Origin of the sequence: Amycolatopsis sp. DG1A-15b, assembly GCF_030285645.1 — a bacterium.
Taxonomy (GTDB): domain Bacteria; phylum Actinomycetota; class Actinomycetes; order Mycobacteriales; family Pseudonocardiaceae; genus Amycolatopsis.
Genome location: NZ_CP127296.1, coordinates 7,470,922 through 7,492,892, shown reverse-complemented (window position 1 = coordinate 7,492,892; position 21,971 = coordinate 7,470,922). Strand labels below are relative to the sequence as shown.

The 21,971-nt window shown below is 71.4% G+C and carries 22 protein-coding genes; 18 read left to right on the top strand and 4 right to left on the bottom strand.

The genetic code is table 11. The annotated features are described in order from the left end of the window. Nucleotides 1-17: 17 nt before the first annotated feature. The 9 genes from QRY02_RS34480 (at nucleotide 18) to folK (ending at nucleotide 8,434) form a co-directional block, all read left to right on the top strand. Complete coding sequence (locus QRY02_RS34480; RefSeq protein WP_285986974.1) at nucleotides 18-383, top strand: hypothetical protein; 366 nt, start codon at nucleotides 18-20, stop codon at nucleotides 381-383. Nucleotides 384-406: 23 nt separating this feature from the next. Beyond that, nucleotides 407-1,822, top strand: coding sequence for a hypothetical protein (locus QRY02_RS34475; RefSeq protein ID WP_285986973.1), 1,416 nt, complete (start codon nucleotides 407-409; stop codon nucleotides 1,820-1,822). 60 nt (nucleotides 1,823-1,882) lie between these two features. Next, the gene (locus tag QRY02_RS34470) at nucleotides 1,883-2,659 is read left to right on the top strand and encodes an ESX secretion-associated protein EspG (RefSeq protein WP_285986972.1); all 777 of its coding nucleotides are present in this window, start codon (nucleotides 1,883-1,885) and stop codon (nucleotides 2,657-2,659) included. 97 nt (nucleotides 2,660-2,756) lie between these two features. Beyond that, nucleotides 2,757-3,581, top strand: a complete 825-nt coding sequence (locus QRY02_RS34465; RefSeq protein WP_285986971.1) for an ESX secretion-associated protein EspG — start codon at nucleotides 2,757-2,759, stop codon at nucleotides 3,579-3,581. Between the two features lie 200 nt (nucleotides 3,582-3,781). Then, nucleotides 3,782-6,178, top strand: coding sequence for an ATP-dependent zinc metalloprotease FtsH (ftsH, locus tag QRY02_RS34460; RefSeq protein ID WP_285986970.1), 2,397 nt, complete (start codon nucleotides 3,782-3,784; stop codon nucleotides 6,176-6,178). Beyond that, on the top strand, nucleotides 6,156-6,761 hold the full coding sequence (gene folE, locus QRY02_RS34455; protein ID WP_285986969.1) for a GTP cyclohydrolase I FolE: 606 nt from the start codon (nucleotides 6,156-6,158) through the stop codon (nucleotides 6,759-6,761). The genes ftsH and folE overlap by 23 nt, the downstream gene beginning before the upstream one ends. Nucleotides 6,762-6,796: 35 nt before the next feature. Further along, nucleotides 6,797-7,594 (top strand): dihydropteroate synthase, encoded by a 798-nt coding sequence (gene folP / locus QRY02_RS34450; RefSeq protein WP_285993994.1) that lies wholly within the window; start codon nucleotides 6,797-6,799, stop codon nucleotides 7,592-7,594. Next, the gene (folB, locus tag QRY02_RS34445) at nucleotides 7,587-7,946 is read left to right on the top strand and encodes a dihydroneopterin aldolase (RefSeq protein WP_285986968.1); all 360 of its coding nucleotides are present in this window, start codon (nucleotides 7,587-7,589) and stop codon (nucleotides 7,944-7,946) included. The genes folP and folB overlap by 8 nt, the downstream gene beginning before the upstream one ends. Continuing rightward, the gene (gene folK / locus QRY02_RS34440) at nucleotides 7,943-8,434 is read left to right on the top strand and encodes a 2-amino-4-hydroxy-6-hydroxymethyldihydropteridine diphosphokinase (RefSeq protein ID WP_285986967.1); all 492 of its coding nucleotides are present in this window, start codon (nucleotides 7,943-7,945) and stop codon (nucleotides 8,432-8,434) included. Before folB ends, folK begins: the two co-directional genes overlap by 4 nt. 370 nt (nucleotides 8,435-8,804) lie before the next feature. Here folK and QRY02_RS34435 read toward each other — a convergent pair whose 3' ends face one another. Next, the gene (locus tag QRY02_RS34435; protein ID WP_285986966.1) at nucleotides 8,805-9,740 is read right to left on the bottom strand and encodes a helix-turn-helix domain-containing protein; all 936 of its coding nucleotides are present in this window, start codon (nucleotides 9,738-9,740) and stop codon (nucleotides 8,805-8,807) included. A 61-nt stretch (nucleotides 9,741-9,801) separates the two neighbouring features. Here QRY02_RS34435 and QRY02_RS34430 point away from each other — a divergent pair, with 61 nt between their 5' ends. The 7 genes from QRY02_RS34430 (at nucleotide 9,802) to QRY02_RS34400 (ending at nucleotide 17,663) form a co-directional block, all read left to right on the top strand. Further along, the gene (locus QRY02_RS34430) at nucleotides 9,802-10,263 is read left to right on the top strand and encodes a DUF3180 domain-containing protein (RefSeq protein WP_285986965.1); all 462 of its coding nucleotides are present in this window, start codon (nucleotides 9,802-9,804) and stop codon (nucleotides 10,261-10,263) included. Between the two features lie 69 nt (nucleotides 10,264-10,332). Next, on the top strand, nucleotides 10,333-12,867 hold the full coding sequence (locus QRY02_RS34425) for a DUF6779 domain-containing protein (RefSeq protein ID WP_285986964.1): 2,535 nt from the start codon (nucleotides 10,333-10,335) through the stop codon (nucleotides 12,865-12,867). Between the two features lie 446 nt (nucleotides 12,868-13,313). Then, the gene (locus tag QRY02_RS34420; protein WP_285993993.1) at nucleotides 13,314-14,417 is read left to right on the top strand and encodes a PrsW family intramembrane metalloprotease; all 1,104 of its coding nucleotides are present in this window, start codon (nucleotides 13,314-13,316) and stop codon (nucleotides 14,415-14,417) included. An 89-nt stretch (nucleotides 14,418-14,506) separates the two neighbouring features. Then, entirely contained in the window at nucleotides 14,507-15,466 is a 960-nt protein-coding gene (locus QRY02_RS34415) for a Rossmann-like and DUF2520 domain-containing protein (RefSeq protein ID WP_502874287.1), read from the top strand. Further along, complete coding sequence (gene panC / locus QRY02_RS34410) at nucleotides 15,463-16,374, top strand: pantoate--beta-alanine ligase (protein ID WP_285986962.1); 912 nt, start codon at nucleotides 15,463-15,465, stop codon at nucleotides 16,372-16,374. Before QRY02_RS34415 ends, panC begins: the two co-directional genes overlap by 4 nt. Before the next feature lie 9 nt (nucleotides 16,375-16,383). Continuing rightward, entirely contained in the window at nucleotides 16,384-16,881 is a 498-nt protein-coding gene (gene panD / locus QRY02_RS34405) for an aspartate 1-decarboxylase (RefSeq protein WP_285986961.1), read from the top strand. Between the two features lie 5 nt (nucleotides 16,882-16,886). After that, nucleotides 16,887-17,663: a type III pantothenate kinase gene (locus QRY02_RS34400; protein ID WP_285986960.1), complete on the top strand. Its 777-nt coding sequence runs from the start codon at nucleotides 16,887-16,889 to the stop codon at nucleotides 17,661-17,663. 13 nt (nucleotides 17,664-17,676) lie between these two features. Here QRY02_RS34400 and QRY02_RS34395 read toward each other — a convergent pair whose 3' ends face one another. Continuing rightward, nucleotides 17,677-18,078 (bottom strand): DUF6640 family protein, encoded by a 402-nt coding sequence (locus QRY02_RS34395; protein WP_285986959.1) that lies wholly within the window; start codon nucleotides 18,076-18,078, stop codon nucleotides 17,677-17,679. Between the two features lie 49 nt (nucleotides 18,079-18,127). Then, entirely contained in the window at nucleotides 18,128-18,880 is a 753-nt protein-coding gene (locus tag QRY02_RS34390; RefSeq protein ID WP_285986958.1) for a class I SAM-dependent methyltransferase, read from the bottom strand. A 76-nt stretch (nucleotides 18,881-18,956) separates the two neighbouring features. Between QRY02_RS34390 and lysS the strand changes: the two genes are divergently transcribed. Together lysS and QRY02_RS34380 are read left to right on the top strand one after the other, a co-directional pair. After that, nucleotides 18,957-20,465, top strand: a complete 1,509-nt coding sequence (lysS, locus tag QRY02_RS34385; RefSeq protein WP_285986957.1) for a lysine--tRNA ligase — start codon at nucleotides 18,957-18,959, stop codon at nucleotides 20,463-20,465. A gap of 145 nt (nucleotides 20,466-20,610) precedes the next feature. Next, on the top strand, nucleotides 20,611-20,961 hold the full coding sequence (locus QRY02_RS34380; RefSeq protein WP_013230453.1) for a histone-like nucleoid-structuring protein Lsr2: 351 nt from the start codon (nucleotides 20,611-20,613) through the stop codon (nucleotides 20,959-20,961). 140 nt (nucleotides 20,962-21,101) lie between these two features. On the opposite strand, the gene QRY02_RS34375 is transcribed toward QRY02_RS34380, so the two are convergent. Next, on the bottom strand, nucleotides 21,102-21,959 hold the full coding sequence (locus QRY02_RS34375) for a helix-turn-helix domain-containing protein (RefSeq protein WP_285986956.1): 858 nt from the start codon (nucleotides 21,957-21,959) through the stop codon (nucleotides 21,102-21,104). Nucleotides 21,960-21,971: the final 12 nt, after the last annotated feature.

Sequence of the window (21,971 nt, the reverse complement as noted above, 5' to 3'; positions counted from 1 at the left end):
AACGGGAGAGAGTGCAGATGGGGAACAGCAGCGCTGCCGACGCGAACGCCTTCAAGGCCGCGGCCGCGGCGGGTCAGGTCGGAATCGACCCCGACGCCGCCCAGACCGTGCTGAACAAGATCCGAACGGGCAAGGACGCGGTCGAGGCCCTGCTCGCCGGCGCGGGCACGCTCGCCCAGCCGCCGCAGCTCGGTGACAACCCGGTCGGTCACGCGATGGCCGCGAAGTTCGTCCAGCGTGCGGACGGCGGCGGCGACTCCTACGCCGCCGCGCTGCAGAACCTGCTCGAGCAGTACTCCGCCGCCGAAGAGGGCATCGTCACGGCGATGGCCCGGTACCACGAGATCGACCAGGCCGCGGCCGACCCGTTCCGTAACGTCTGAGTCCAGAGGGGGATTTCGAAGTCATGGCTCCGAACCAAAGCGACCAGCCGTCGAAGACCACTCCGGGCCCTGCTGCTCAGGGCTCGCTCGTCCCGCTCGGTGACAACTCGGCGTCGCAGAACATCGTCGAGAGCGCCCGCGGCCGGTCCGACGGCTTCGACGTCGGCGACGACCGCGCGATCGCCGACCCGCCGAACTGGGACGCCCAGAACAGCAACCAGCTCTACCACGCCGCGCGCGACAACAACGAGCCCGGCACGGCGGAAGCCACCGGGCACGTGTGGGCGCACCACGGTACCGAGCTGAAGCAGGCGTCGGACCACCTGTACAACGCGATCGCCGAGCTGGGCAACGCGTGGGTCGGCAAGGGTGCCGCGGGCGCGCAGGGCGCGCTCGTGGCGATCGCGAACTCCGGTTCGCAGGCCTCCGAGGCCGCGCACACGATGTCCGACCGGCTCTACCGGCAGTCCGCGGCGGCCGCGCAGGTCAAGCAGATGCCGAAGCCCGTGGACTTCGACCCGAACATGGCCATGGCGCTGGCGCTGGCCGGCGGCCCGGCGACGCTGACGGACGACCAGAAGGTCCAGTACGACGCGGCCAACGACGTCAAGGCGCAGCAGGTCGCGATGTTCAACGCCTACACGCAGACGATGAGCGAGATCGACAGCTCGACCCCGAGCTTCGGCCCGGAGTCGCTCGGCATGAAGCCGACGGGCTCGCACAACTCCGTCTCGTTCAACGCGGTGAACAGCGTCGGCAGCACGGGCTCGGTCGACGCGCTGCCCGGCGCGGGTGACGCGATCTTCGCCTCCGGCGGCGCGGGCTTCAGCGGTCACGGCGGCGCGTTCGGCGCGCAGCACGCCGGGGTCGGCCCGAACGGCGGCCACGGCGGCGTCCCGGGCGCCGGTTTCGGCGCGGACGCGGCCACGCTCGGCAGCGACGGCGCCGGCGGCGGCTCAGTCACCCCGGGAGCGGGCACCGGCACCGGCGCGGGCCACGTCGCCCCGGGCGGCGGGCAGTCGGGTGGCAGCAACCCGCTCGGCAAGATCGGTATGGGCCTCGGCCTGGGCGGGGCGGCCGGCGGCCTCGGCGCGCTGGCGTCGCGGGCACTGGGCGCGGGCAGCAAGTCCGGCGCGAAGAAGTCCGAGAACGAAACGACCCTGGCGTCGGCCGATGGCCAGGGCCAGAGCGCGGCGTCGGCCCAGGCTCCGCAGCAGGGCGTCGTCTCGTCCGCGGGCACCATCGGTGGGCAGACCCCGCCGCCGATGAACCCGGGCATGGGCGGCATGGCCCCGCAGGGTGCCCAGGGCGAGCAGGACGAGGAGCACACGCACGCCTCCTTCCTCATCGAGGCGGACCCGGACGAGGCCTTCGGTGCGAACCAGGCGACCCCGCCGCCGGTCATCGGCGCGTGGTCCGAGGACGACGAAGACCGCTGATCCGTTCGGGCCGGGCACGCACACGGCGTGCCCGGCCCGGTTTCTCCTGGGGGTGGCTCGATGCCGAACGCTGAGCTGCTCACCCCGGTCGAGGTCGACTTCCTGTGGGAGTCGGCCGGGCTGGGCGAGCTGCCGTACCCGTTCAAGATCCCTTCGCACGGCGCGACCGTCGACGAGCGGGCACTGCTGCGCCGCCGCACGTTGGAGGGGCTCACCGCGCGCGGTCTCGCCGACGGCCGCGGCCGGCCCGAGCCGCACGTCGAGGACTACTTCGGCGTGCTGGCCGCCCCCGAGCTGAGCCTGGACGCCATCCAGCTGATCGCCCCGGGCGCCCAGGCGCTGCTCGCGCTCGCCGGCGTGCTGGGCGGCCAGGGCCTGCTGGCCGTGCAGGACACCCGCGGCATGCACCTGCAGCCGTGCCCGGCCGACGGGCTCGCGAGCGCGATCGTCTCGCTGCTGCCCGGTGGCCCGCGCGGGACCGAAAAGTCGATCACGGTGCCGCTGGAGCAGCTGACCAGTGGCGATTTCCTGCAGCGCCGCGGCAACGGCGACGAGCGCTCGTCGGCCGACGAGGACCGCAAGGCGCTGGCCCGGCTGCAGGCCCAGCCGCGGCTGCGCGGCGGCCAGATCGGCGCCAACGCGCGCACCCGGATGGGCGGCCGCACCCGCACACCGGTCCTGGGCTGGTTCGACACCGAGACCGGCCGCTACTTCACCCAGGCCACCCGCGGCCACGACGGCCGGGACTGGATCACGATCGCCCCGGCCGACGCCGCCACGCTGCGCCACCGCCTCGGCGAAATGCTCGCCGGCGCCGCGACGACCAGCGCGGTCTGAGCCCGGGTTCTCCGGACGTGCCCAGCTCGCCTCCGGACCGGTCCGGTTTTGTCGGTGCCGCGGGCTACGCTGGGCAAGAGTCCGATCCGGGAGAGTAATGATGCAAGAGTTCTTCACGCCAATGGCGTTCGACTTCCTCTGGGAGTCGGCGCGGGTCGGGGAGCTGCCGTACCCGCTGATCGTCCGGTCGCACGGCGCGACCGGGAACGAGCGCGTGTCGCTGCGTCACCGCGTCGACGTCGAACTCAAGGCGCGCGGCATCCGCGAACCACGCGGCAGGCTCGCGCCGCCGATCGAAGATGCCTTGCACCTGCTGGCCTTCGCCCCGCTGAGCATCGACGCGCTGCACATCCCGCAGTTCGAGGCCCCGACGGTCGGTGTCCTCGCGGCGGCCGACGAGACCAAGGGCGTGCTCGCGGTCCAGGACGCCGACGGCATCTGGCTGCGGGACGTCCCGCCGGACGGTCTCGTCTCCGCCGTCATCGGGGTGCTGCCCACCGGGCCGCGCGGCAGCGAGGCGTCGGTCACACTTCCGCTGGACGACGCCCTGCGCACCGCGCCGATCCGGGTGCCGGTGCCACTGCCGTCGTCGGGTGAGGAAGAAGACAGGCGCCGGGGCAGGACGCGCCGGACACCGCTGAGCGAACGCCTCACGGCCGACCCGCGCGAGGCCTACGGCCGCATCGCCGGCCAGCCCCGGCTGCGGGGCGGTCAGCTGGCAGCGAACAGCCGTTCGCAGGTCGGGGCCAAGCAACGGTCCCGCGTGCTGGCCTGGTTCGACACCGCAACCGGGCGCTACCTGAGCCTCTCCCGCGCAGGTACGGACGGGCGCGAGTGGGTCACGGTGGCTCCCGCGGACCCGGCCACGCTGCGCACGCGGCTGGGCGAGATGGTGAGCAGTGTGTCGGACGGCACGCGATAGCGTCGACGTGTGGACACCGGTCGGGAACCCCGGCGCGGTATCGCCCGTTGACCTGCGAGAGGCTCACAGGGGATGAACGCGGCAGCGGACGGTACCCTGATGAGCAGGTGTCCAGGCACCACGGGTTGTCAAGATCGTGATGGCGGGTATCACAGGAGCCGCCCAACCAGGGAGGGTCGAGGCCACCAGGGCCGAGTCGTATGAACCGGAAGAGCGTGCTCAGGAACCCACTGCTGTGGATCGTCGCGGGGTTGCTGGCGTTGTTCGCGTACAACACGATCTTCGACAGTGATCGTGGGTACACCCAGGCACCCATCTCGGTGGCGAACTCCCAGATCACCTCGAACAACGTCAAGGAAGCCAGCCTCGAGGACAAGGAACAGCAGCTCAAGCTGCTGCTGGCCAAGCCCATCGACGTCGACGGCCAGCAGGTCACCCAGATCATTTCGCAGTACCCGGCGGACGCCACCCGCCCGATCTACGACTCGTTGATCGCGGCCAAGGCGGGCGCCCAGCCGATCAAGTTCACCACCAAGGTGACCCAGCAGGGCGTGCTGACGCAGATCCTCATCTTCGCCATCCCGCTCGCCCTCGTCCTTGGCCTGCTGATGTGGATGATGAACAACGCCCAGGGCGGCGGCAACCGCGTCCTCAACTTCGGCAAGTCCAAGGCCAAGCAGCTGAACAAGGACATGCCCAAGACGACCTTCGGGGACGTCGCGGGTGCCGACGAGGCCGTCGAAGAGCTGTACGAGATCAAGGACTTCCTGCAGAACCCGGCGCGATATCAGGCGCTCGGCGCGAAGATCCCGAAGGGCGTGCTGCTCTACGGGCCGCCAGGCACCGGTAAGACGCTGCTCGCGCGAGCCGTCGCCGGCGAGGCGGGCGTGCCGTTCTACACGATCTCCGGCTCGGACTTCGTCGAGATGTTCGTCGGTGTCGGTGCCTCGCGTGTGCGTGACCTGTTCGAACAGGCCAAGCAGAACGCGCCGTGCATCATCTTCGTCGACGAGATCGACGCGGTCGGCCGCCAGCGCGGCGCCGGCCTCGGCGGCGGGCACGACGAGCGCGAGCAGACGCTGAACCAGCTGCTCGTCGAGATGGACGGCTTCGACGCCCGCGGCGGGATCATCCTGATCGCGGCCACGAACCGGCCCGACATCCTCGACCCGGCGCTGCTGCGCCCGGGCCGGTTCGACCGGCAGATCCCGGTGTCCGCGCCCGACTTGCGCGGTCGCAAGGCGATCCTCGAGGTGCACGCCAAGGGCAAGCCGATCGCCCAGGGCACCGACCTCACCAGCCTGGCCAAGCGGACCGTCGGCATGTCCGGCGCCGACCTGGCGAACGTGCTCAACGAGGCCGCGCTGCTCACCGCCCGCAAGAACGGGCACGTGATCGGTGACGTCGAACTCGAGGAGTCGGTCGACCGCGTCGTCGGCGGCCCCGCCCGCAAGAGCCGGATCATCTCCGAGAAGGAGAAGAAGATCACGGCCTACCACGAGGGCGGGCACGCGCTCGCCGCGTGGGCGATGCCGGACATCGAGCCGGTCTACAAGCTGACGATCCTGCCGCGCGGCCGGACGGGCGGGCACGCGCTGCTCGTCCCGGAGGACGACAAGGACCTGATGACCCGCTCCGAGATGATCGGGCGGCTGGTCTTCGCGATGGGTGGCCGCACGGCGGAGGAGCTCGTCTTCCACGAGCCGACCACCGGCGCGTCGTCGGACATCGAGCAGGCGACGAAGATTGCCCGCGCGATGGTCACCGAGTACGGCATGAGCGCCCGGCTCGGCGCGGTCAAGTACGGCCAGGAACAGGGCGACCCGTTCCTCGGCCGCTCGGCCGGCCGGCAGGCGGACTACTCGCTCGAGGTGGCGCACGAGATCGACGAGGAGGTGCGCAAGCTCATCGAGACCGCGCACACCGAGGCGTGGCACGTGCTCAACACCTACCGCGACGTGCTCGACGAGCTGGTCATCGAGCTCCTGGAGAAGGAGACGCTGACCCGCAAGGACCTGGAGCGGATCTTCGCGACGGTCGAGAAGCGCCCGCACATCACCGTGTTCAACGAGTTCGGTGAGCGGACGCCGTCGGACAAGCCGCCGATCAAGACGCCGGGCGAGCTGGCGATGGAGCGCGGCGAGCCGTGGCCGCCGCCGGAGAAGGAGAAGCCGGTCCTGAAGCCGGAGCCGACCCCGGTCGGCACCGCCCAGGGCGCGGGCGACCTGCCGGGCGGTCCGCCGTACCCGTCGCCGGTCGACCCCAACGCGAACCCGTACGCCCCGCCGCAGCCGGGCGCCTACCCGAACGGCGGCCGTCCCTACGGCGGCCCGAACGGTGGCGCCAACGGCTCGGCCCACTGGCCGCAGGCCTACGGCGGCCAGCCGGGCGGTCCGGCGGGCCAGAGCGGCCCGCCGAACTACGGTGCCCCTCCGGGCTGGACGCCCGCGACCTCGCCGGGCGGTCAGCCGGGCCAGTCGTGGCGGCCCGGCGGTGAAGAACGCCCTCGTGAGCACGGCTGGTTCGCCGACCAAGCCGGCAACCAGCAGAGCGAGGGGGAGCGTCGTGACGTGGATGGACCAGAAAAGCCCCAGTGACGCCGACCGCCCGGTCTTCGACCACGACCGGGCGGAGAAGGCGATCCGCGAGCTCCTCTTGGCGTGCGGCGAAAACCCGGAGCGGGAAGGTCTCAAGGACACGCCCGCCCGGGTCGCCCGCGCGTACAAGGAGATGTTCGCGGGGCTCTACACCGAGCCCGACTCGGTGCTGGACCGCACGTTCGACGAGTCCCACGAAGAGCTGGTGCTGATCACGGACATCCCGATGTTCAGCCAATGTGAACACCACCTGGTGCCCTTCCACGGCGTCGCGCACGTCGGGTACATCCCGAACGCCGCCGGGAAGGTCACCGGGCTGTCCAAGCTCGCCCGGCTCGTCGACCTCTACGCCAAGCGGCCCCAGGTCCAGGAGCGCCTGACCTCCCAGGTCGCCGACGCCATCGTCCGCAAGCTCGAACCCCGCGGCGTCATCGTGGTGATCGAGGCCGAGCACCTGTGCATGGCCATGCGCGGTATCCGGAAGCCCGGCGCCCGCACCACCACCTCCGCCGTCCGCGGGCAGCTGAAGACGTCACCGTCGTCGCGGGCGGAGGCGCTCGATCTCATCAAGGCGCGCCGGTGAGCGTGGGGCTTCCCTCGCCCGGCCGGTGCGTCGTGATGGGCGTGCTGAACGTGACGCCCGACTCCTTTTCGGACGGTGGCCGCTACCTCGGGCTCGACCAGGCGGTGGAGCACGCCCGTGAGATGTGGGCGCGGGGCGCCGACCTGATCGACGTCGGCGGCGAGTCGACGCGGCCGGGGGCGTCCCGGGTGGACGCCGCCACCGAACTGCGGCGCGTCCTGCCGGTGATCAAGACGCTCGCCGCCGAAGGGGTCGCGCTGTCGGTCGACACCACGCGTGCCGCCGTCGCCGCCGCGGCGCTCGAAGCCGGTGCGCAGGTCGTCAACGACGTCTCCGGCGGGCTGGCCGATCCGGACATGGCGCGCGTCGCCGCCGGGGCCGGGGTGCCGTGGGTGCTGATGCACTGGCGCGGGCACAGCAAGGACATGCAGTCGCTCGCCGAGTACGGGGACGTCGTGGCGGACGTGCGGGCCGAGCTGCGGTCCAGAGTGGACGCGGCGCTCGCGGCCGGCGTGGCGGAGAGCGCCATCGTGCTGGACCCCGGGCTCGGGTTCGCGAAGAACGCCGAGCACGACTGGGCGTTGCTGCGCGGGCTGGACTCGTTGCGCTCGCTCGGTTTCCCGGTGCTCGTCGGCGCCTCGCGCAAGAGGTTCCTCGGCCGCCTTCTGTCCGAAAAGGACGGCACACCGCGCCCGCCGGACGGCCGGGAGGACGCCACCGCGGCGATTTCCGCGCTCGCCGCGGCGGCCGGGGCGTGGGGCGTGCGCGTGCACGAGGTCGGGGCTTCGCTGGACGCGGTCGCGGTGGCGGCCGCTTGGAGGACGGATGGCTGACCGGATCACGCTGACCGGGCTGCGGGTCTTCGGCCGCCACGGCGTGTTCGAGCACGAGAAGCGCGACGGCCAGGAGTTCGTCGTCGACGTCACGGTGTGGCTGGACCTCGGGCCGGCCGCCGCGTCGGACGACCTGACGAAGACCCTGCACTACGGCGAGCTGGCCGAGCTGGCGGCCGGGATCGTCGCGGGCGAGCCGTACGACCTCATCGAGAGCGTCGCGGGCAGGATCGCCGACGAGGTGCTGCGCGACGAGCGCCTGAGCGCGGTCGAGGTGACGGTGCACAAGCCGTCGGCACCGATCCCGCTGACGTTCGACGACGTGGCTGTCACGGTCCGGCGCGACCGGTGAGCCGCGCGGTGCTGTCGCTGGGCTCGAACCTCGGCGACCGCCTCGGGTTCCTCCAGTCGGCACTCGACGCGGTTCGGCCGGCGCTGGTCGCGGTGTCGAGCGTGTACGAGACCAAGGCGTGGGGCGTCGAGGACCAGCCGGACTTCCTCAACGCGGTGTGCGTGGTCGATGACCCGGCGCGCGACCACTGGGCGTGGCTGCGCACGGGTCAGGCCGCCGAGCAGGCGGCGGGCCGGGTGCGCGAGCTGCGCTGGGGCCCGCGCACGCTGGACGTCGACGTGGTCACGGTGGACGGCGTGACGTCCGAGGACCCGGAGCTGCTGCTGCCGCACCCGGGCACACCGGACCGCGCGAGCGTGCTGGTGCCATGGGCGGAGATCGAGCCGGACGCAATCCTGCCGGGCCACGGCCCGATCGCGGCGCTGCTCGCCGCTCGCCCCGCGGACGAAGTGGCAACGGTCCGCCGGACGGACCTCGCCCTGCGCTGACGCCGGACCAAGCCGGGGCGGCCTGGGGACAAGACCTGTGGACACCGCGAGAACCCTGTGGACAACTGGGGTGCGCGGGCCCGGAATTGTCGGTCCTCGCGAGTAACGTTGAAACCGGGGGTCCCCCGAGCGGCCGATGACCGGAAAGAGCCGAGCGGGGGGGCGCGACGGCGGGAACGAGCGGCGGCCCGGTGGCCGGAGCCACGCGGCCGGAGCCCGCGGCGGCGGGCGCCAAAAGGCCAAGCCGGTGCCCGTGCCGCGAGGCGGGACGACCGCGGTTTCGATGGCCGGAAACGTGACTCATCGGTGAACCGGCGGTGACCGTTACCGATCACCGCCGGTCCGTCGCCGAACTGCTGTTCCGGTGCGGTCAGCCGCGTAGCGCCGCGATCATGAAACCGACCGCGGGCTGCGTGGTCGGGACCGGGGGCCAGTCGTTGATGATGGCCAGCAGCTGCCAGTAGCGCTCGGCGCGCGGGTCGCCACTGGCGGCGAAGCGGTCCGCCAGCTCGCGACGGAACTCCGCCGAGCCCGCGTCCTGGTCTGGTCGTGCGGAGGCCGCCGCGATGTCGGCCGCAAGCGCTTGCCCCCGCTCGGACGTCGGGTTTTCTGCGGCTTCGAGGGCCTCCTGAGCGCGCGCGATCCACTCGTTCCAATGGGTTCGCCAGGCCTCCGCCGGCTGCTGGAACTCGCCGTCCTCGATCTGCTTGGCCTGGGTTTCGCTCATCTTGCGGATCAAGGCCCGGAACTCCGGGTCCTGGACCAGCTCGGCGAACTCGATCCAGGCCTCGAGCTGCTCGGGCGTCGGGTCGTCGGGCAGCTCCGGCTTCCCGGCGCGCATCCGGCGGTAGAACTCCTGGTCGATGTCGAGCCCGGCGACCATTTCGTCCCAGAACTCGTCGACCAGCCGCTTGCGCTCCTCGTCGGACATCGACGCGAGACGGTTCATCAGGTTCACTTCCTCCAGTTCGGAATTGCGCTTGGCCACCGCGCGCAGCACCGCCCGGCGCAGCCGCAGCCGCCGGATCTGCTCGTCGAGCGCCTCGACGTGCCGGACCGCCAGCTCGCCGACGGTCGTCGACTGCGTCAGGGCGGCGGAGACGTCGGCGAGGCCGAGACCCAGCTCCCGCAGCGTGCGGACCAGCTCCAGGCGGGCCATCGCCGCCGCGTCGTAGAGCCGGTAGCCGGCGTCCGTCCGCTCGGTCGGCGGCAGGAGGCCTTCGTCCGAGTAGAAGCGGATGGTCTTGACCGGCAGGCCGGTCCGCCGGGACAGCTCGCCGATGGTGAAGGTCGCGGTGGTGCCCACAAAACGCATGATGAACTCTCCAGTCGGTGGAGAGTCAACCCTTGCACGGTACGGTTGGGACATGCACTTCACCCGGCCTCGCGACCTCGTGATCGCCGGGCTGCTCGGCCTGGGCCTCGGCTACCTGCTCTTCCAGACCGCCTACGGCTCGCTGCCGCAGCTGCCCCTGCTCGCCGGCGTCACCTTCGCCGTGCTGGCCGTGATCGAGGTCGTGCTCGCCTTCTCGGTCCGGTCGCGCATCAAGAACGGCCGGGTCGTCAGCGCGATCGGGGTCGCCCGATCGGTGGCCCTGGCCAAGGCTTCGTCACTCGCCGGAGCGTTCATGGCCGGCGCCTGGCTCGCGGCGCTCGCCTATCTTTTTCCCAGACGTGACGAACTCGTCGCCGCGGTGCTCGACACGCGCGCCGCGTTGGTCGGCGTGGTGTCCGCCGCGGCCCTGGTAGCAGCGGCTTTGTGGCTCGAACACTGCTGCCGGACCCCCCAAGACCACGATCGTGAGCGCACCCGCGGGACGACCGGTTAGCGCTGGAATCCCACCGCTCGCTGGACCGAGTAGGTCTCGTTCGGATTACGAGCAGGTACGGTGTCAGTCATGACCGGCGTGGGTGACGACTCGCGCGGCCGCCTCTTGGGCAGGCCGTGGCTCGTTGTCGGCTTTGTCCTCGCCATCGGAGCCACCCTCGCACTGGTGCTCAGCGACGATCTCCGCTATCTCCGGCTCGGGATCGTCGCGGCCCTCTGGGCCGCCCTGATCGGCGCTTTTCTCGCCGTGAAGTACCGCAAGAGCGCGGCACAGAGCGAGGACGCGGTCGCCGAGGCGCAGGCTGTGTACGAACTGGAGCTGGAACGCGAGATCGCGGCCCGGCGCGAGTACGAGCTGGAGATGGAGGCGGAGAACCGCACCGCGGCCGACTCCAAGGGCCGCGAGGAGCTGGAGGCGCTGCGCGCCGAGGTGTCCGCGCTGCGCGACAGCCTCCAGTCGCTGTTCGGCGGCGAGGTGCTGCTCGAACGCGTCGCGCTGACCGCGCAGGCGACCCGCATGCGCAAGCTGTCCGACGAGAACCGCATGATTCCCGACAGCGCGCCGAAGAAGAAGCCCGCTCAGCTGATGGCCGGGAAGAAGCCGGTGGTCGAGGGCGGCGAGCGGCCGACCGAGCTGATCGACCGCGTCCTCGACGAGCGCCGCCGCAAGGCCTCCAACGGGAAGCCCGCGAACGGCAAGGGCCTCGGCAAGGGCAAGGGCTTCGGCGGCAAGCCGGTCCCGAAGACGCCGGCGAACGTCTCCGTGCAGAGCACCCAGCAGATGGCCCGGCCGAAGCCGCTGAGCGAGCGCCGTCCGCCGGTACCGCCGGTCGACCCGGCGCTGAACGCCGCGCAGCGCGAGCTGAAGGCCGCCGAACTGCGGGCCGAAGCGGCGCGCCGCCAGGCCGAATCGCAGCCGATGCGGCTGCCGAAGCAGGAAGAAGTCGCGATGCAGCCCGAGCGCCGTCCTGAGGCCGCCGCCGAGCCGACGCGCCGGGACGTGCCGCGGCCCGACCCCAAGACCGAGATCCGGCGTCCGCAGGAGCCGAAGACCGAGATCCGCCGCCCGCAGGAGCCGAATACGGAGATCCGCCGCCCCGAGCCGCCGCCCGCTCGCCGGGCCGAGATGTCGCGGTCGGACATCCGGCCGGTCGAGATGTCGCGGCCCGACATCCCGCGGGTGGAGATGTCGCGCCCGGACATCCCGCGTGTCGAGATGGGTCGGCCGGACGTCCCGCGCGTCGAGATGTCGCGCCCGGACCTCCCGCGTGTCGAGGCGCCGCGGCCGGACATGCCGCGGCCCGAGGCGCCGCGGCCGAACGTTCCGCGGGCCGAAGCGTCGCGGTCGGACATTCCGCGGGTGGAGATGCCGCGGCCGAACGTTCCGCGGGCCGAAGCGTCGCGGTCGGACATTCCGCGGGTGGAGATGCCGCGGCCGAACGTCCCCCGGGCCGAAGCGTCGCGGTCGGACATTCCGCGCGTCGAGATGTCGCGTCCGGACATCCCTCGGGTCGAAATGTCCAGGCCGGACATCCCCCGCGTGGAGATGTCGCGCCCGGACATTCCGCGGGTCGAGATGTCGCGGCCCGATATCCCGCGGGTGGAGATGCCGCGGCCGAACGTCTCGCGGGCCGAAGCTTCGCGGTCGGACATCCCGCGCGTCGAGATGTCCCGGTCGGACCTTCCGCGCGTCGGCGGGCAGCCGAACGGTGCGCGGCCCGAGCCCCGCAAGGCGCCCGAGCCGCCGCGGCCGGCGCCGGGGCGTCCGGCGGCCAACGTGCCGCCGCCGAAGCCGTCCGAGATGTCGCGTTCGGACATCCGGCCGGTCAAGGACCTCAGCGCGGCCTTCCAGAACCGCGACGACTTCGCTGAGCGCCAGCGGCCGAACCGGCCGAAGCCGCCCGAGCTGAAGCCGCCGATGCCGCGGGACGCCGCGGCGTCCCGCACCGACATCCCGCCGGTGGTCCCGCCGACGACGCCGGTGCCGAGCAACAACCCGTCGCCGCGGCAGCCGTCGCGCACGGACCTGCCCCCGGTGGTGCCACCGACCACGCCGGTCCCGGCGGCCGACAGCCGCCGCCCGTCGAGGCTGGAGCAGTTCTCGCGGGCCGACATGTCGCCGATCCTGGAGGAGCCGCCGTCCCGCCACGGTGGTTCGCACCGCGCGCCGGCGGAGGTCGCGAAGGCCGAGCCGCCGATGGCGAACCCGACGTTGCCGGAGTCGGTCCGCAACTTCCAGGGCCGCTCCGGCGGCCGGCGCCGCAAGCCGGAGGAATCGCAGCAGCTGCCGGCGGTGCCGCCGGCGCCGGAGCCCCCGGGTGGCGGCCGCCGCCGCCGTCCGGACGGCGAGCCCCCGGCCTGGGAAGGCATGGTCGCGGAGCGGGCCTCGATGTCCCGCCGGGGAATGGCCCCGGTGGACCCGGCGGACGTCGAGCAGCAGCAGAACGGCAACGGCCACAACGGAGCCCGCAACGGCCACCGAGCGGCCCCGGAACCGGCCCCGGGCAGCGGATCCCATGCGGCGGGCCGCTCGGTGAGCGAACTGCTGGCGGCCAACGGCGGCACGGGCTCGACGCCCCGCCGCCGGCGGCGCGCGGAGGACTGAGCGGCACCGAGTACGCCAAGCCCCGGCGCGCCAAGGTGGCCTTGGTGCTCCATCCATGCCCCGGCCGCCACCCTCGACGGAGGCGCTGCGCGCCGCTGTGCTGATCCGGCGGCACCGAAGGCCACCTTGGGGAGCTTGCGCGTGCCCCCGCCGCCGCCCTCGACGGAGGCGCTGCGCGCCGCTGTGCTGATCCGGCGGCACCGAAGGCCAGCTCGCGCGTGCCCCCGCCACCACGCTCAACGGAGGCGCTGCGCGCCGCCGTGTTGAGCGCGCCCAAGGCCACATCGGGGCGCTCACGCGTTCTTGAGGCTGCGGCGTGGGCGGGGCGCGAGAGCTGAGGCGGCATTCCGGTCCTCCCGGCCTCTTGCGTAGGGTGACCCGCTGTGAGCGGAACCCTCTCGCCCGCGACGGGACTTGATCGTGGACGGCGGCCTCGCCGGGTCACCGTGCTGCTGCCGGTGCTCGGGCTGATCGTGGTGGCCCTGTGCGGCCTGTTCCTGTTCGGGCTGGCCACCGCGCGGGTGGGGCCCCTCGCCGTCACCATCGGTGTCCTCGCCGCGCTCGTGCCCGTGGCCGGCGTCGTCGCCGGGTTCCTCTGGGTCGACCGGTGGGAGCCCGAGCCCGCCAAGTTCCTCCTGCTCGCCTTCGCCTGGGGCGCCTGCATCGCGACCATCACCGCGCTGCTGATCAACACCACCGCCGAAGCCGTCGGGGACGAGCTGCTCGGCTCCGGGCACGGCAACACGATCGCCGCGCTCGTCTCGGCTCCCGTTGTCGAGGAGGCCGCCAAGGCCCTCTTCGTCGTGCTCATCCTCTGGCGGCGGTCCAGCGAGTTCGACGGCGTCGTGGACGGGGTCGTCTACGCCGGGTTCAGCGCCGCCGGGTTCGCCTTCACCGAGAACATCTACTACTTCGGCCGGGCGTTCGCCGACTACGGCTTCGGTGACGGGCACAGCCAGGGCGTCATCACCGCGTTCTTCCTGCGTGGCGTGCTCGCGCCCTTCACCCACCCGCTGTTCGCCGTGCTCACCGGCATCGGGATCGGGATCGCCGCGCGGACGACCGTCAAGGCCCTCAAGATCGCCGCACCGATCGCCGGGTACCTCGCCGCGGTCTGCCTGCACGCCCTGTGGAACAGTGCCGCCCTGCTCGGCGGCTCGAAGTTCCTCACCGTCTACTTCCTGATCATGCTGCCGCTCTTCCTCGGCGTCGTCTACCTGGTCGTCCTGCAGCGGAAGCGGGAGCAGCGGATCATCGCCGCCGCGCTGCCGCACATGGCCGCGGCCCGGTGGATCGCGCCGTCTGAGGTCGACCTGCTGGCCAGCCTGCCCGGCCGCCGGGCCTGGCGCCGCCAGGCGAAGCGGCAGTCCGGAAAACGCGCCGCCCGCGCCGTCGCCATCTACCAGGCGAGCGTGACGGAGCTCGCGTTCCTCGATCGGCACCAGCTCACCAGCGACACCGACCGGCAGCGCCAGCAGGAGCTGCTGCGCACCCTGAAGGCCGCCCGCGCGGAGGCGACGCGCCTCGCCGACGAGGCCGCCCACGGGTGAACCGGTCCGGGTGAAGCTGGTCACCCGGGCTCAACGGCGCGCGTTCGCCCGAGTTAGTCTCGCGCCGTCGTCCGGTACCCGGAGCGGGACTGGAACGAGAGCAGAGGGAGTCTGCGAACCATGAGCGTCCACAGGCGCACGCCATGATGAGGCCCGCCCGCCTCGCGGTCGGCGTCGTTTCCGCCGGCCGGGTGGGCAGCGTGCTCGGCGCCGCGCTGGCCCGGGCGGGGCACACGGTGGTCGCCGCGTCCGGCCTGTCCGCTTCGTCGCTGGCCCGTGCCGAACGCCTCCTGCCCGACGTGCCCCTCCTGCCGCCCGACGAAACCGTCCGCCGGGCGGATCTCGTGCTGCTCGCCCTCCCCGACGACGCGCTCGCCGGGATGGTCCGCGGGCTCGTCGCCACCGAGTCGCTCCGGCCCGGCCAGATCGTCGTGCACACCTCCGGTGCGCACGGCATCGACGTCCTGGCCCCCGCGGCCGAGGCCGGGGCCCTGCCGCTCGCCCTGCACCCGGTGATGACGTTCACCGGCCGCGAGGAGGACCTCGAACGGCTGGCGGCGTGCAGCATCGGCGTCACGGCGGCCGAGGACGACGAAGCGGCGTGGAACGTCGGCGAAGCGCTGGCCGTCGAGATGGGCGCCGAGCCGGTGCGGATCCCCGACTCCGCGCGAGCGCTCTACCACGCTGCGTTGGCCCACGGGGCAAACCACCTGATGGCGCTGGTCGCCGACTGCGCGGACCTGTTGCGCCAAGCCGGAATCGGGCAATCCGAACGCCTGGTCGCACCACTGCTCTCGGCGGCATTGGATAATGTGCTGCGACACGGCGACCGTGCCCTCACCGGCCCGGTCGCGCGTGGCGATCTCGGCACCGTCCGCAAGCACCTCGCGGTGCTGGCGGACCAGGCGCCGGACGTGGCGCCGGCCTACCGCGCGCTGGCCAAGCGCACGGTGGCGCGTTCGACGGCTGCCGGGCTGCTGGACACCGCGGCCGCCAAAGACCTCACCGAACTCCTCGACGATCCCGCCGAAGGGCACCAAGACCAGTGACCACACCGAAATTCAGCCGCGGCACCCTCAACGCGTTCGCGTCGCCCGAGCAGGTGAGCCAGGTCAGCCGGGCGCTGCACGGCGTCGGCCGCAAGCTGGCGCTCGTGCCGACCATGGGCGCGTTGCACGCCGGGCACCGCGAGCTGATCCGCCGCGCCAAGCGGCTGCCGAACACCGTCGTGGCCACCTCGATCTTCGTGAACCCGCTGCAGTTCGGCGCGGGCGAGGACTTCGAGGCGTACCCGCGGCCGCTCGAGGCCGACCTCGACATCCTGCGCGAGGACGGCATCGAAATCGCCTTCACGCCCAGCGCGGACGCCCTCTACGCCGAAGGTGCCGTGGTGACCGTGCACCCGGGCCCGCTCGGCGCCGAACTCGAAGGGGCCGTCCGGCCCGGCCACTTCGCCGGTGTGCTGACCGTCGTGGCGAAGCTGTTCAACCTGCTCCGTCCGGACTACGCCTTCTTCGGCGAAAAGGACTACCAGCAGCTGGTGCTGATCAAGCGGATGGTGCGCGACCTGAACATCGACACGCGCGTGATCGGCGTGCCGACCGTGCGGGAGCGTGACGGGCTCGCGTTGTCGTCGCGCAACGTCTACCTGACGCCTGAGCAGCGCGAAGACGCCATCGTCCTGTCGGCCGCCCTCACCGCGGGGGCGTTCGTCGGCCGGGACGGTGCCGACGCGGTCCTCGAGACCGCGTGGAAGACCCTCGCCGCGCGGCCCGCGGTCGAGGTGGATTACCTGGAGTTGAGGGGAACCGACCTCGGGCCCGCGCCCGTCGATGGTGAAGCACGCTTGTTGATCGCGGCCCGGGTGGGGAGTACCCGGCTGATCGACAACGTTCCGGTGTTGCTCGGCGCTTCGGTAGATCACCCAGCGCACCCGGAGCGGGACGCAGGGGAATAGGAGTCCACGATGTACCGCACCATGCTCAAGTCGAAGATCCACCGGGTGACCGTGACCCAGGCCGACCTGCACTACGTCGGTTCGGTGACGGTCGACGAGGACCTGATGGAGGCCGCGGACCTGCTGCCGGGGGAACAGGTGTCCATTGTGGACGTCACCAACGGGGCGCGGCTGGAGACCTACGTCATCAAGGGGGAACGCGGCAGCGGGGTGCTCGGCATCAACGGTGCCGCGGCGCACCTGGTGCACCCGGGTGACCTGGTCATCCTCATCTCGTACGGCCAGATGGACGACGCCGAGGCGGCGACGTACCAGCCGCGCGTGGTGTTCGTCGACGCGGACAACCGGATCGTCCACCGGCACACCGACCCCGGCCACGCGCCGGAGGGCTCCGGGCTGCTGTCCGGCACGGTGACCCTGCCGCCGGACGAGGAGGCGGCGATCTTCCCGGTCGCCGAGACGGCGGACGCCCGCCGCCTCGACGCGTTGCTGCACGCGGAAAGCTGACCCGCTTGCTGCTCACCGTCGACGTCGGCAACACGAACATCGTGCTGGGGCTGTGGTCCGGTCAGGAGCTCGTGGGGGACTGGCGCATGCGCACGGACGCGCGCATCACGGCCGACGAGCTGGCGTTGACGGTCCGCGGGCTGCTCGGCCCGCACGCGGACGCGGTGTCCGGGATCAGTGCGTTGTCGACGGTGCCGGCCGTGCTGCGCGAGCTGCGGGTGATGCTCGGCCGGTACTACGCCCGGGTCCCGAAGATCGTGGTCGAGCCGGGCGTGCGCACCGGAGTGGCGCTGCTGGTGGACAACCCGAAGGAGGTGGGCGCGGACCGGCTGGTGAACACGCTGGCCGCGCACCACCTCCACAGCACGGCGTGCGTGGTGGTCGACTTCGGCACGTCGACCAACGTGGACGCGATCTCGGCCCGTGGCGAGTTCCTGGGCGGCGCGTTCGCCCCCGGGATCGAGATTTCGGTGGACGCGCTGGCGTTGCGCGCGGCGGCGCTGCGGAAGGTCGAACTGGTGCCGCCGCGGTCGGTGATCGGCAAGAACACGGTGGAGTGCCTGCAGTCCGGGATCCTGTACGGCTTCGCGGGCCAGGTGGACGGGCTGGTGCGCCGCATCGTCCGCGAGCTTTCCCCGGGCGGCGCGGAACCGGTGGCGGTGCTGGCCACGGGCGGCCTGGCGCCGCTGGTGCTGGACGAGTCGGAGACGATCACCGACCACGTCCCGGAGCTGACGCTGCTCGGCCTGCGGCTGGCGTACGAGCGCAACATCCGGCCCTGAGCGGGGACAGCCGTCAGCCGCGGGCCAGGCGGCGGCGCTCCAGCACGTATCCCAGCGCCGTGACCGCCAACGCCGGGAAGGCCACCTTGGCCTGCGGGAACCTCGCGGCACCGGGCGGGTCCACCGCCTTCGACCCCGGATAGGCCAGTGCCGAAATCTGCGTCACCCAGTACAGCGACGCCAGCACCGCCCCGGCGTCGAGACCCGCCCGGGCCGGCGCCCGCCACAGCTGCCACAGACTGGTGACGCCCAGCGCGAGTCCCAGGCTCATCGTCTGGCCGTTGTGGAACTTGGCGTGCGGCGGCCAGGCCGGGTTGTGCACGTGGGTCTCGTTCCAGTCGGCACGGTACGGGCCCACCGCCGTCACGACCGAAGTCAGCGAGATCAGTGCCCGTCCCAAAGATTTCCTGCGCATGACTGCAGTATCGAACCTCGACCTCGATCGAGGTCAAGGACGAAGAACGTCAGCGCCGCCGCGCGCGCAGGACCGTGGTGATCAGCGGCAGGTCGAACTCGCCGTTCGCGGTGGCCGGATTCGCGGCCAGGAACCGCCGGAGCCGGCCCAGCAGGGCCGCCGACTCCTCCGGCGCCGACACGATCACCTTCGAATACGTCGCGATCGTTTCCAGCAGGGTCTCCGCGGTGCGCCGTTGCGTGTGGCGGAACCGGTCGCTTTCGAACGGCTCGAACGCCGGGTGCGTCACCTCGCGCATATCTTCGATGCTCGTCGGGCGGCGGGCGCCGTCGCGGCCCAGCGTGGTGAACTCCGCGACCCACGGCACCGATTCGTCTTCGTAGTTCCACATCGGCACGCACACGCCGCCCGGGCGCAGCACGCGGCGGATCTCCGTCATCGCCACGGGTACGTCGAACCAATGGAACGCCTGGCCGACGAAAACCGCCTCGACGGTCTCGTCGGGCAGCGGGATCCGTTCGGCGTTCCCCGCCAGTGACGTCGCCGAGGGCACGGCCCGCTCGAGTTCCGCGCGCATTTCCGGGTCGGGTTCGACCGCGGTGACGTCGAGCCCGAGCGCGGTCAGCCCGAGGGTGAGTTTGCCGGTTCCGGCGCCGAGATCGAGCACCCGGCGCGGTGTTCCGCGCACCCCGGAAAGGCCCCACTCGATCGCTTCCCGCGGGTAATCGGGCCGGTGCTGGGCGTACTCGGCGGCGCGGCTGCCGAAGGAAGATGCACGCTGACCTCGGGTGGGATCGCTCACCGGTCCAGGCTAATGGAGGGAAAGGTAAAGGTAATCCGGTTGGCGTAGCGGTCAGCCGGGTTCGTACCCTATGGCCATGACCGAAAACCCCGCTTCCACCAGCGAGCCCGCCGAAGACGAACTGCCCGAGCAGATGCGGGTGCGCCGGGAGAAGCGCGACCGGATCCTGGCGGAGGGTATCGATCCCTACCCGGTCGAGGTACCCCGCACGCACTCGCTCGCCGAGGTGCGCGCGGCGCATTCGGGCCTCCCCGCCGATACCGCCACGGGCGCGCAGGTCGGCATCACCGGCCGGGTGATGTTCCTGCGCAATACGGGCAAGCTGTGCTTCGCGAGCCTCCGCGACGGCGACTCCGAACTCCAGGCGATGATCAGCCTGGCGAAGGTCGGCGAGGACGCGCTGGCGGCGTGGAAGTCCGACGTCGACCTCGGCGACCACGTGTTCGTGCAGGGTGAGGTCATCACGTCCAAGCGCGGTGAGCTTTCGGTGATGGCCGACGCGTGGCGCATCACGTCGAAGGCGCTGCGCCCGCTGCCCAACGCCTTCAAGGACCTGGCCGAAGAGACGCGGATCCGCCAGCGCTACGTCGACCTCATCATGCGCCCGCGCGCGCGGGACGTCGTGCGCACGCGCGCCGGCGTGGTCCGGTCGCTGCGGGAGTCGTTCCACCGCCGCGGGTTCACCGAGGTCGAGACGCCGATGCTGCAGACGCTGCACGGCGGCGCCGCGGCCCGCCCCTTCGTCACGCATTCCAACGCCTTCGACATGGAGCTCTTCCTGCGGATCGCCCCGGAGCTCTACCTCAAGCGCTGCGTCGTCGGCGGCATCGAGAAGGTCTTCGAGATCAACCGCAACTTCCGGAACGAGGGCAGCGACTCGTCGCATTCGCCGGAGTTCGCGATGCTCGAGTACTACGAGGCCTACGCCACGTACGACACGAACGCGGTGATGACGCGGCAGCTGATCCAGGAGGCCGCGCAGACGGTGCTGGACACCCAGGTCGTCACGCTGCCCGACGGTTCGGAGTACGACCTCTCCGGCGAATGGACCACGCTCGGAATGTACGAGTCGTTGTCCGATTCCCTCGGCGAAGAGGTGACGCCGGAGACGCCCGCCGCCAAACTGCTCGGATTCGCGCAGGCCAGGGGCCTGGAAGTGGATCCGAAGCTCGGGCACGGGAAGCTCGTCGAGGAACTGTGGGAACACCTCGTCGGAGATCACCTGCACGCACCGACGTTTGTCCGTGATTTTCCGCTGGAGACGTCGCCATTGACGAGGCAGCATCGCTCGCGGGCGGGGGTGGCCGAGAAGTGGGACCTCTACGTGCGCGGATTCGAACTCGCCACCGGATACTCCGAGCTGGTCGATCCGGTCGTCGAACGGGAACGCCTCACCGAACAGTCGCTGCTGGCCGCGCAGGGCGATAGCGAAGCCATGCGGCTCGACGAGGATTTCCTGCGGGCCCTGGAGTACGGAATGCCCCCGAGCGGTGGTGTCGGAATGGGGATCGACCGCCTCCTCATGGCGCTGACCGGCCTCGGTATCCGGGAGACGATCCTCTTCCCGCTGGTACGGCCTGAATAACCCGGCCGTGTGAGGATAGCGACTGGTTATGGATATGAGATTTGCGCTGCACTCCAGAAGCGGGTACTAATGTTCTAGACAAAGTCTTCTGTCCCGGGGCTCGCCCCGTACCAGATCATTGAGTAAGCCCCGCAGGAGGAATCGGATGGCACAGAAGGTGCTCGTCTCGCTGGTCGACGACCTCGACGGCAGTGAGGCGGAAGAGACCGTCGAGTTCGGTTTGGACGGAGTCAGCTACCAGATCGATCTCTCCTCGGAAAACGCGGAGGAGCTGCGGGACGCGCTCGCTCAGTATGTCGAGCACGCGCGTCGTGCGGGCGGGCGCAAGCGCGCCACGGTTCGCCCGGTCGCGGGTAAGGGTTCGGCTCGCCCGGCCGCTGTCGACCGTGAGCAGAACCAGGCGATCCGGTCGTGGGCGCGCAAGAACGGTTACGCGGTTTCCGACCGCGGCCGCATCCCCTCCGAGGTCGTCGAGGCTTACCACAAGAAGAACTGAAGATTGTTCACGCCGCCTCCGTGCGGGCCGGCTGCGAGTCGCTGACCAGCAGCGATCCCGTACGCGTGGTGGTGTGACCAATCGCCGACGCGGGGTTTCCAGCGGTGGCCGCCGGGCGCATTTTCGCCCGGCGGCTTTCTTCATGTCCGGTCGCTGTCCGGTTCCCGTTCTCCCGCGCGTGCGGTTCGGGCGTACTCGGCAGGCGACTGTCCGGTCACCGTCCGGAAATCGCGGATGAAGTGCGACTGGTCGCTATAGCCCAGTCGAACCGCCAGACCGGCGTAATCGCGTTCTCCTTCTGTGACGAGCCGCTGCGCTGCGTCATTGAGACGGTAAATCCGGATCGCCCACTTGGGCGGGCAGCCGACGTGTTCGGCGAACACCCGCTGGAGGGACCGGGTGGTTAGTCCAGTATCCGCGCACAGTTGCGCCACCCGGGTAATTCCCGGATCCCGTGCGATTTGTTCCACCGCCTCCGCCGCCGCACGGGCGGCCGGAGACAGCCGCACGGGATTTGCGATCAGCAAGTTGTCGATGGCACCGACCATTTGCGCATCGGTGCCGGCCGTGCGCACCGATTCGGCGGCTGTCGACGCCGCGGCGCCGAAAACGTCGGTGAGCGGGACGGCCCGGTCGGCGATGTCACGCACGGGTCCGCCGAGGAACGCGCGGAAGGTGCCCGGCCGGAATCGCACGCCCAAGCCTTGGACGCGGCCGGTCAAGCGGTGGGAAAAGACGTCGTGGGCCGGGCCGTGGACACCGGAGGCGCCCGGGAAGAACGTGACGTGGACCGAGAGGTTCGGCAGCACCCGCTGCTCGTACGGTGGTTTGCCGCGCAGGTCCCAGCGCAGGATCCAGTGGTATTCGACGAATTCGGCGAGTTCCGGGGCCGGCGGGTGCCTGGTCAGCGTGAACATCGTGCGCGCGGTGGCTTCGGCCACGATGCCACGCGGGATCCGGTGCGTCACGGGTTCACGGTAGCTGTCGCGTTCGTTCAAGACGCGCTGCTC

Bases quoted from the DNA above. Each gene is read 5' to 3' on its own strand.
- QRY02_RS34470 (WP_285986972.1), top strand. From the start codon at position 1,883: ATGCCGAACGCTGAGCTGCTCACCCCGGTCGAGGTCGACTTCCTGTGG.
- QRY02_RS34425 (WP_285986964.1), top strand. From the start codon at position 10,333: ATGACCGGCGTGGGTGACGACTCGCGCGGCCGCCTCTTGGGCAGGCCG.
- QRY02_RS34395 (WP_285986959.1), bottom strand. From the start codon at position 18,078: ATGCGCAGGAAATCTTTGGGACGGGCACTGATCTCGCTGACTTCGGTC.
- QRY02_RS34380 (WP_013230453.1), top strand. From the start codon at position 20,611: ATGGCACAGAAGGTGCTCGTCTCGCTGGTCGACGACCTCGACGGCAGT.
- panD (WP_285986961.1), top strand. From the start codon at position 16,384: ATGTACCGCACCATGCTCAAGTCGAAGATCCACCGGGTGACCGTGACC.
- QRY02_RS34475 (WP_285986973.1), top strand. From the start codon at position 407: ATGGCTCCGAACCAAAGCGACCAGCCGTCGAAGACCACTCCGGGCCCT.
- ftsH (WP_285986970.1), top strand. From the start codon at position 3,782: ATGAACCGGAAGAGCGTGCTCAGGAACCCACTGCTGTGGATCGTCGCG.
- folP (WP_285993994.1), top strand. From the start codon at position 6,797: ATGGGCGTGCTGAACGTGACGCCCGACTCCTTTTCGGACGGTGGCCGC.
- folB (WP_285986968.1), top strand. From the start codon at position 7,587: ATGGCTGACCGGATCACGCTGACCGGGCTGCGGGTCTTCGGCCGCCAC.
- QRY02_RS34430 (WP_285986965.1), top strand. From the start codon at position 9,802: ATGCACTTCACCCGGCCTCGCGACCTCGTGATCGCCGGGCTGCTCGGC.
- QRY02_RS34465 (WP_285986971.1), top strand. From the start codon at position 2,757: ATGATGCAAGAGTTCTTCACGCCAATGGCGTTCGACTTCCTCTGGGAG.
- lysS (WP_285986957.1), top strand. From the start codon at position 18,957: ATGACCGAAAACCCCGCTTCCACCAGCGAGCCCGCCGAAGACGAACTG.
- QRY02_RS34480 (WP_285986974.1), top strand. From the start codon at position 18: ATGGGGAACAGCAGCGCTGCCGACGCGAACGCCTTCAAGGCCGCGGCC.
- folE (WP_285986969.1), top strand. From the start codon at position 6,156: ATGGACCAGAAAAGCCCCAGTGACGCCGACCGCCCGGTCTTCGACCAC.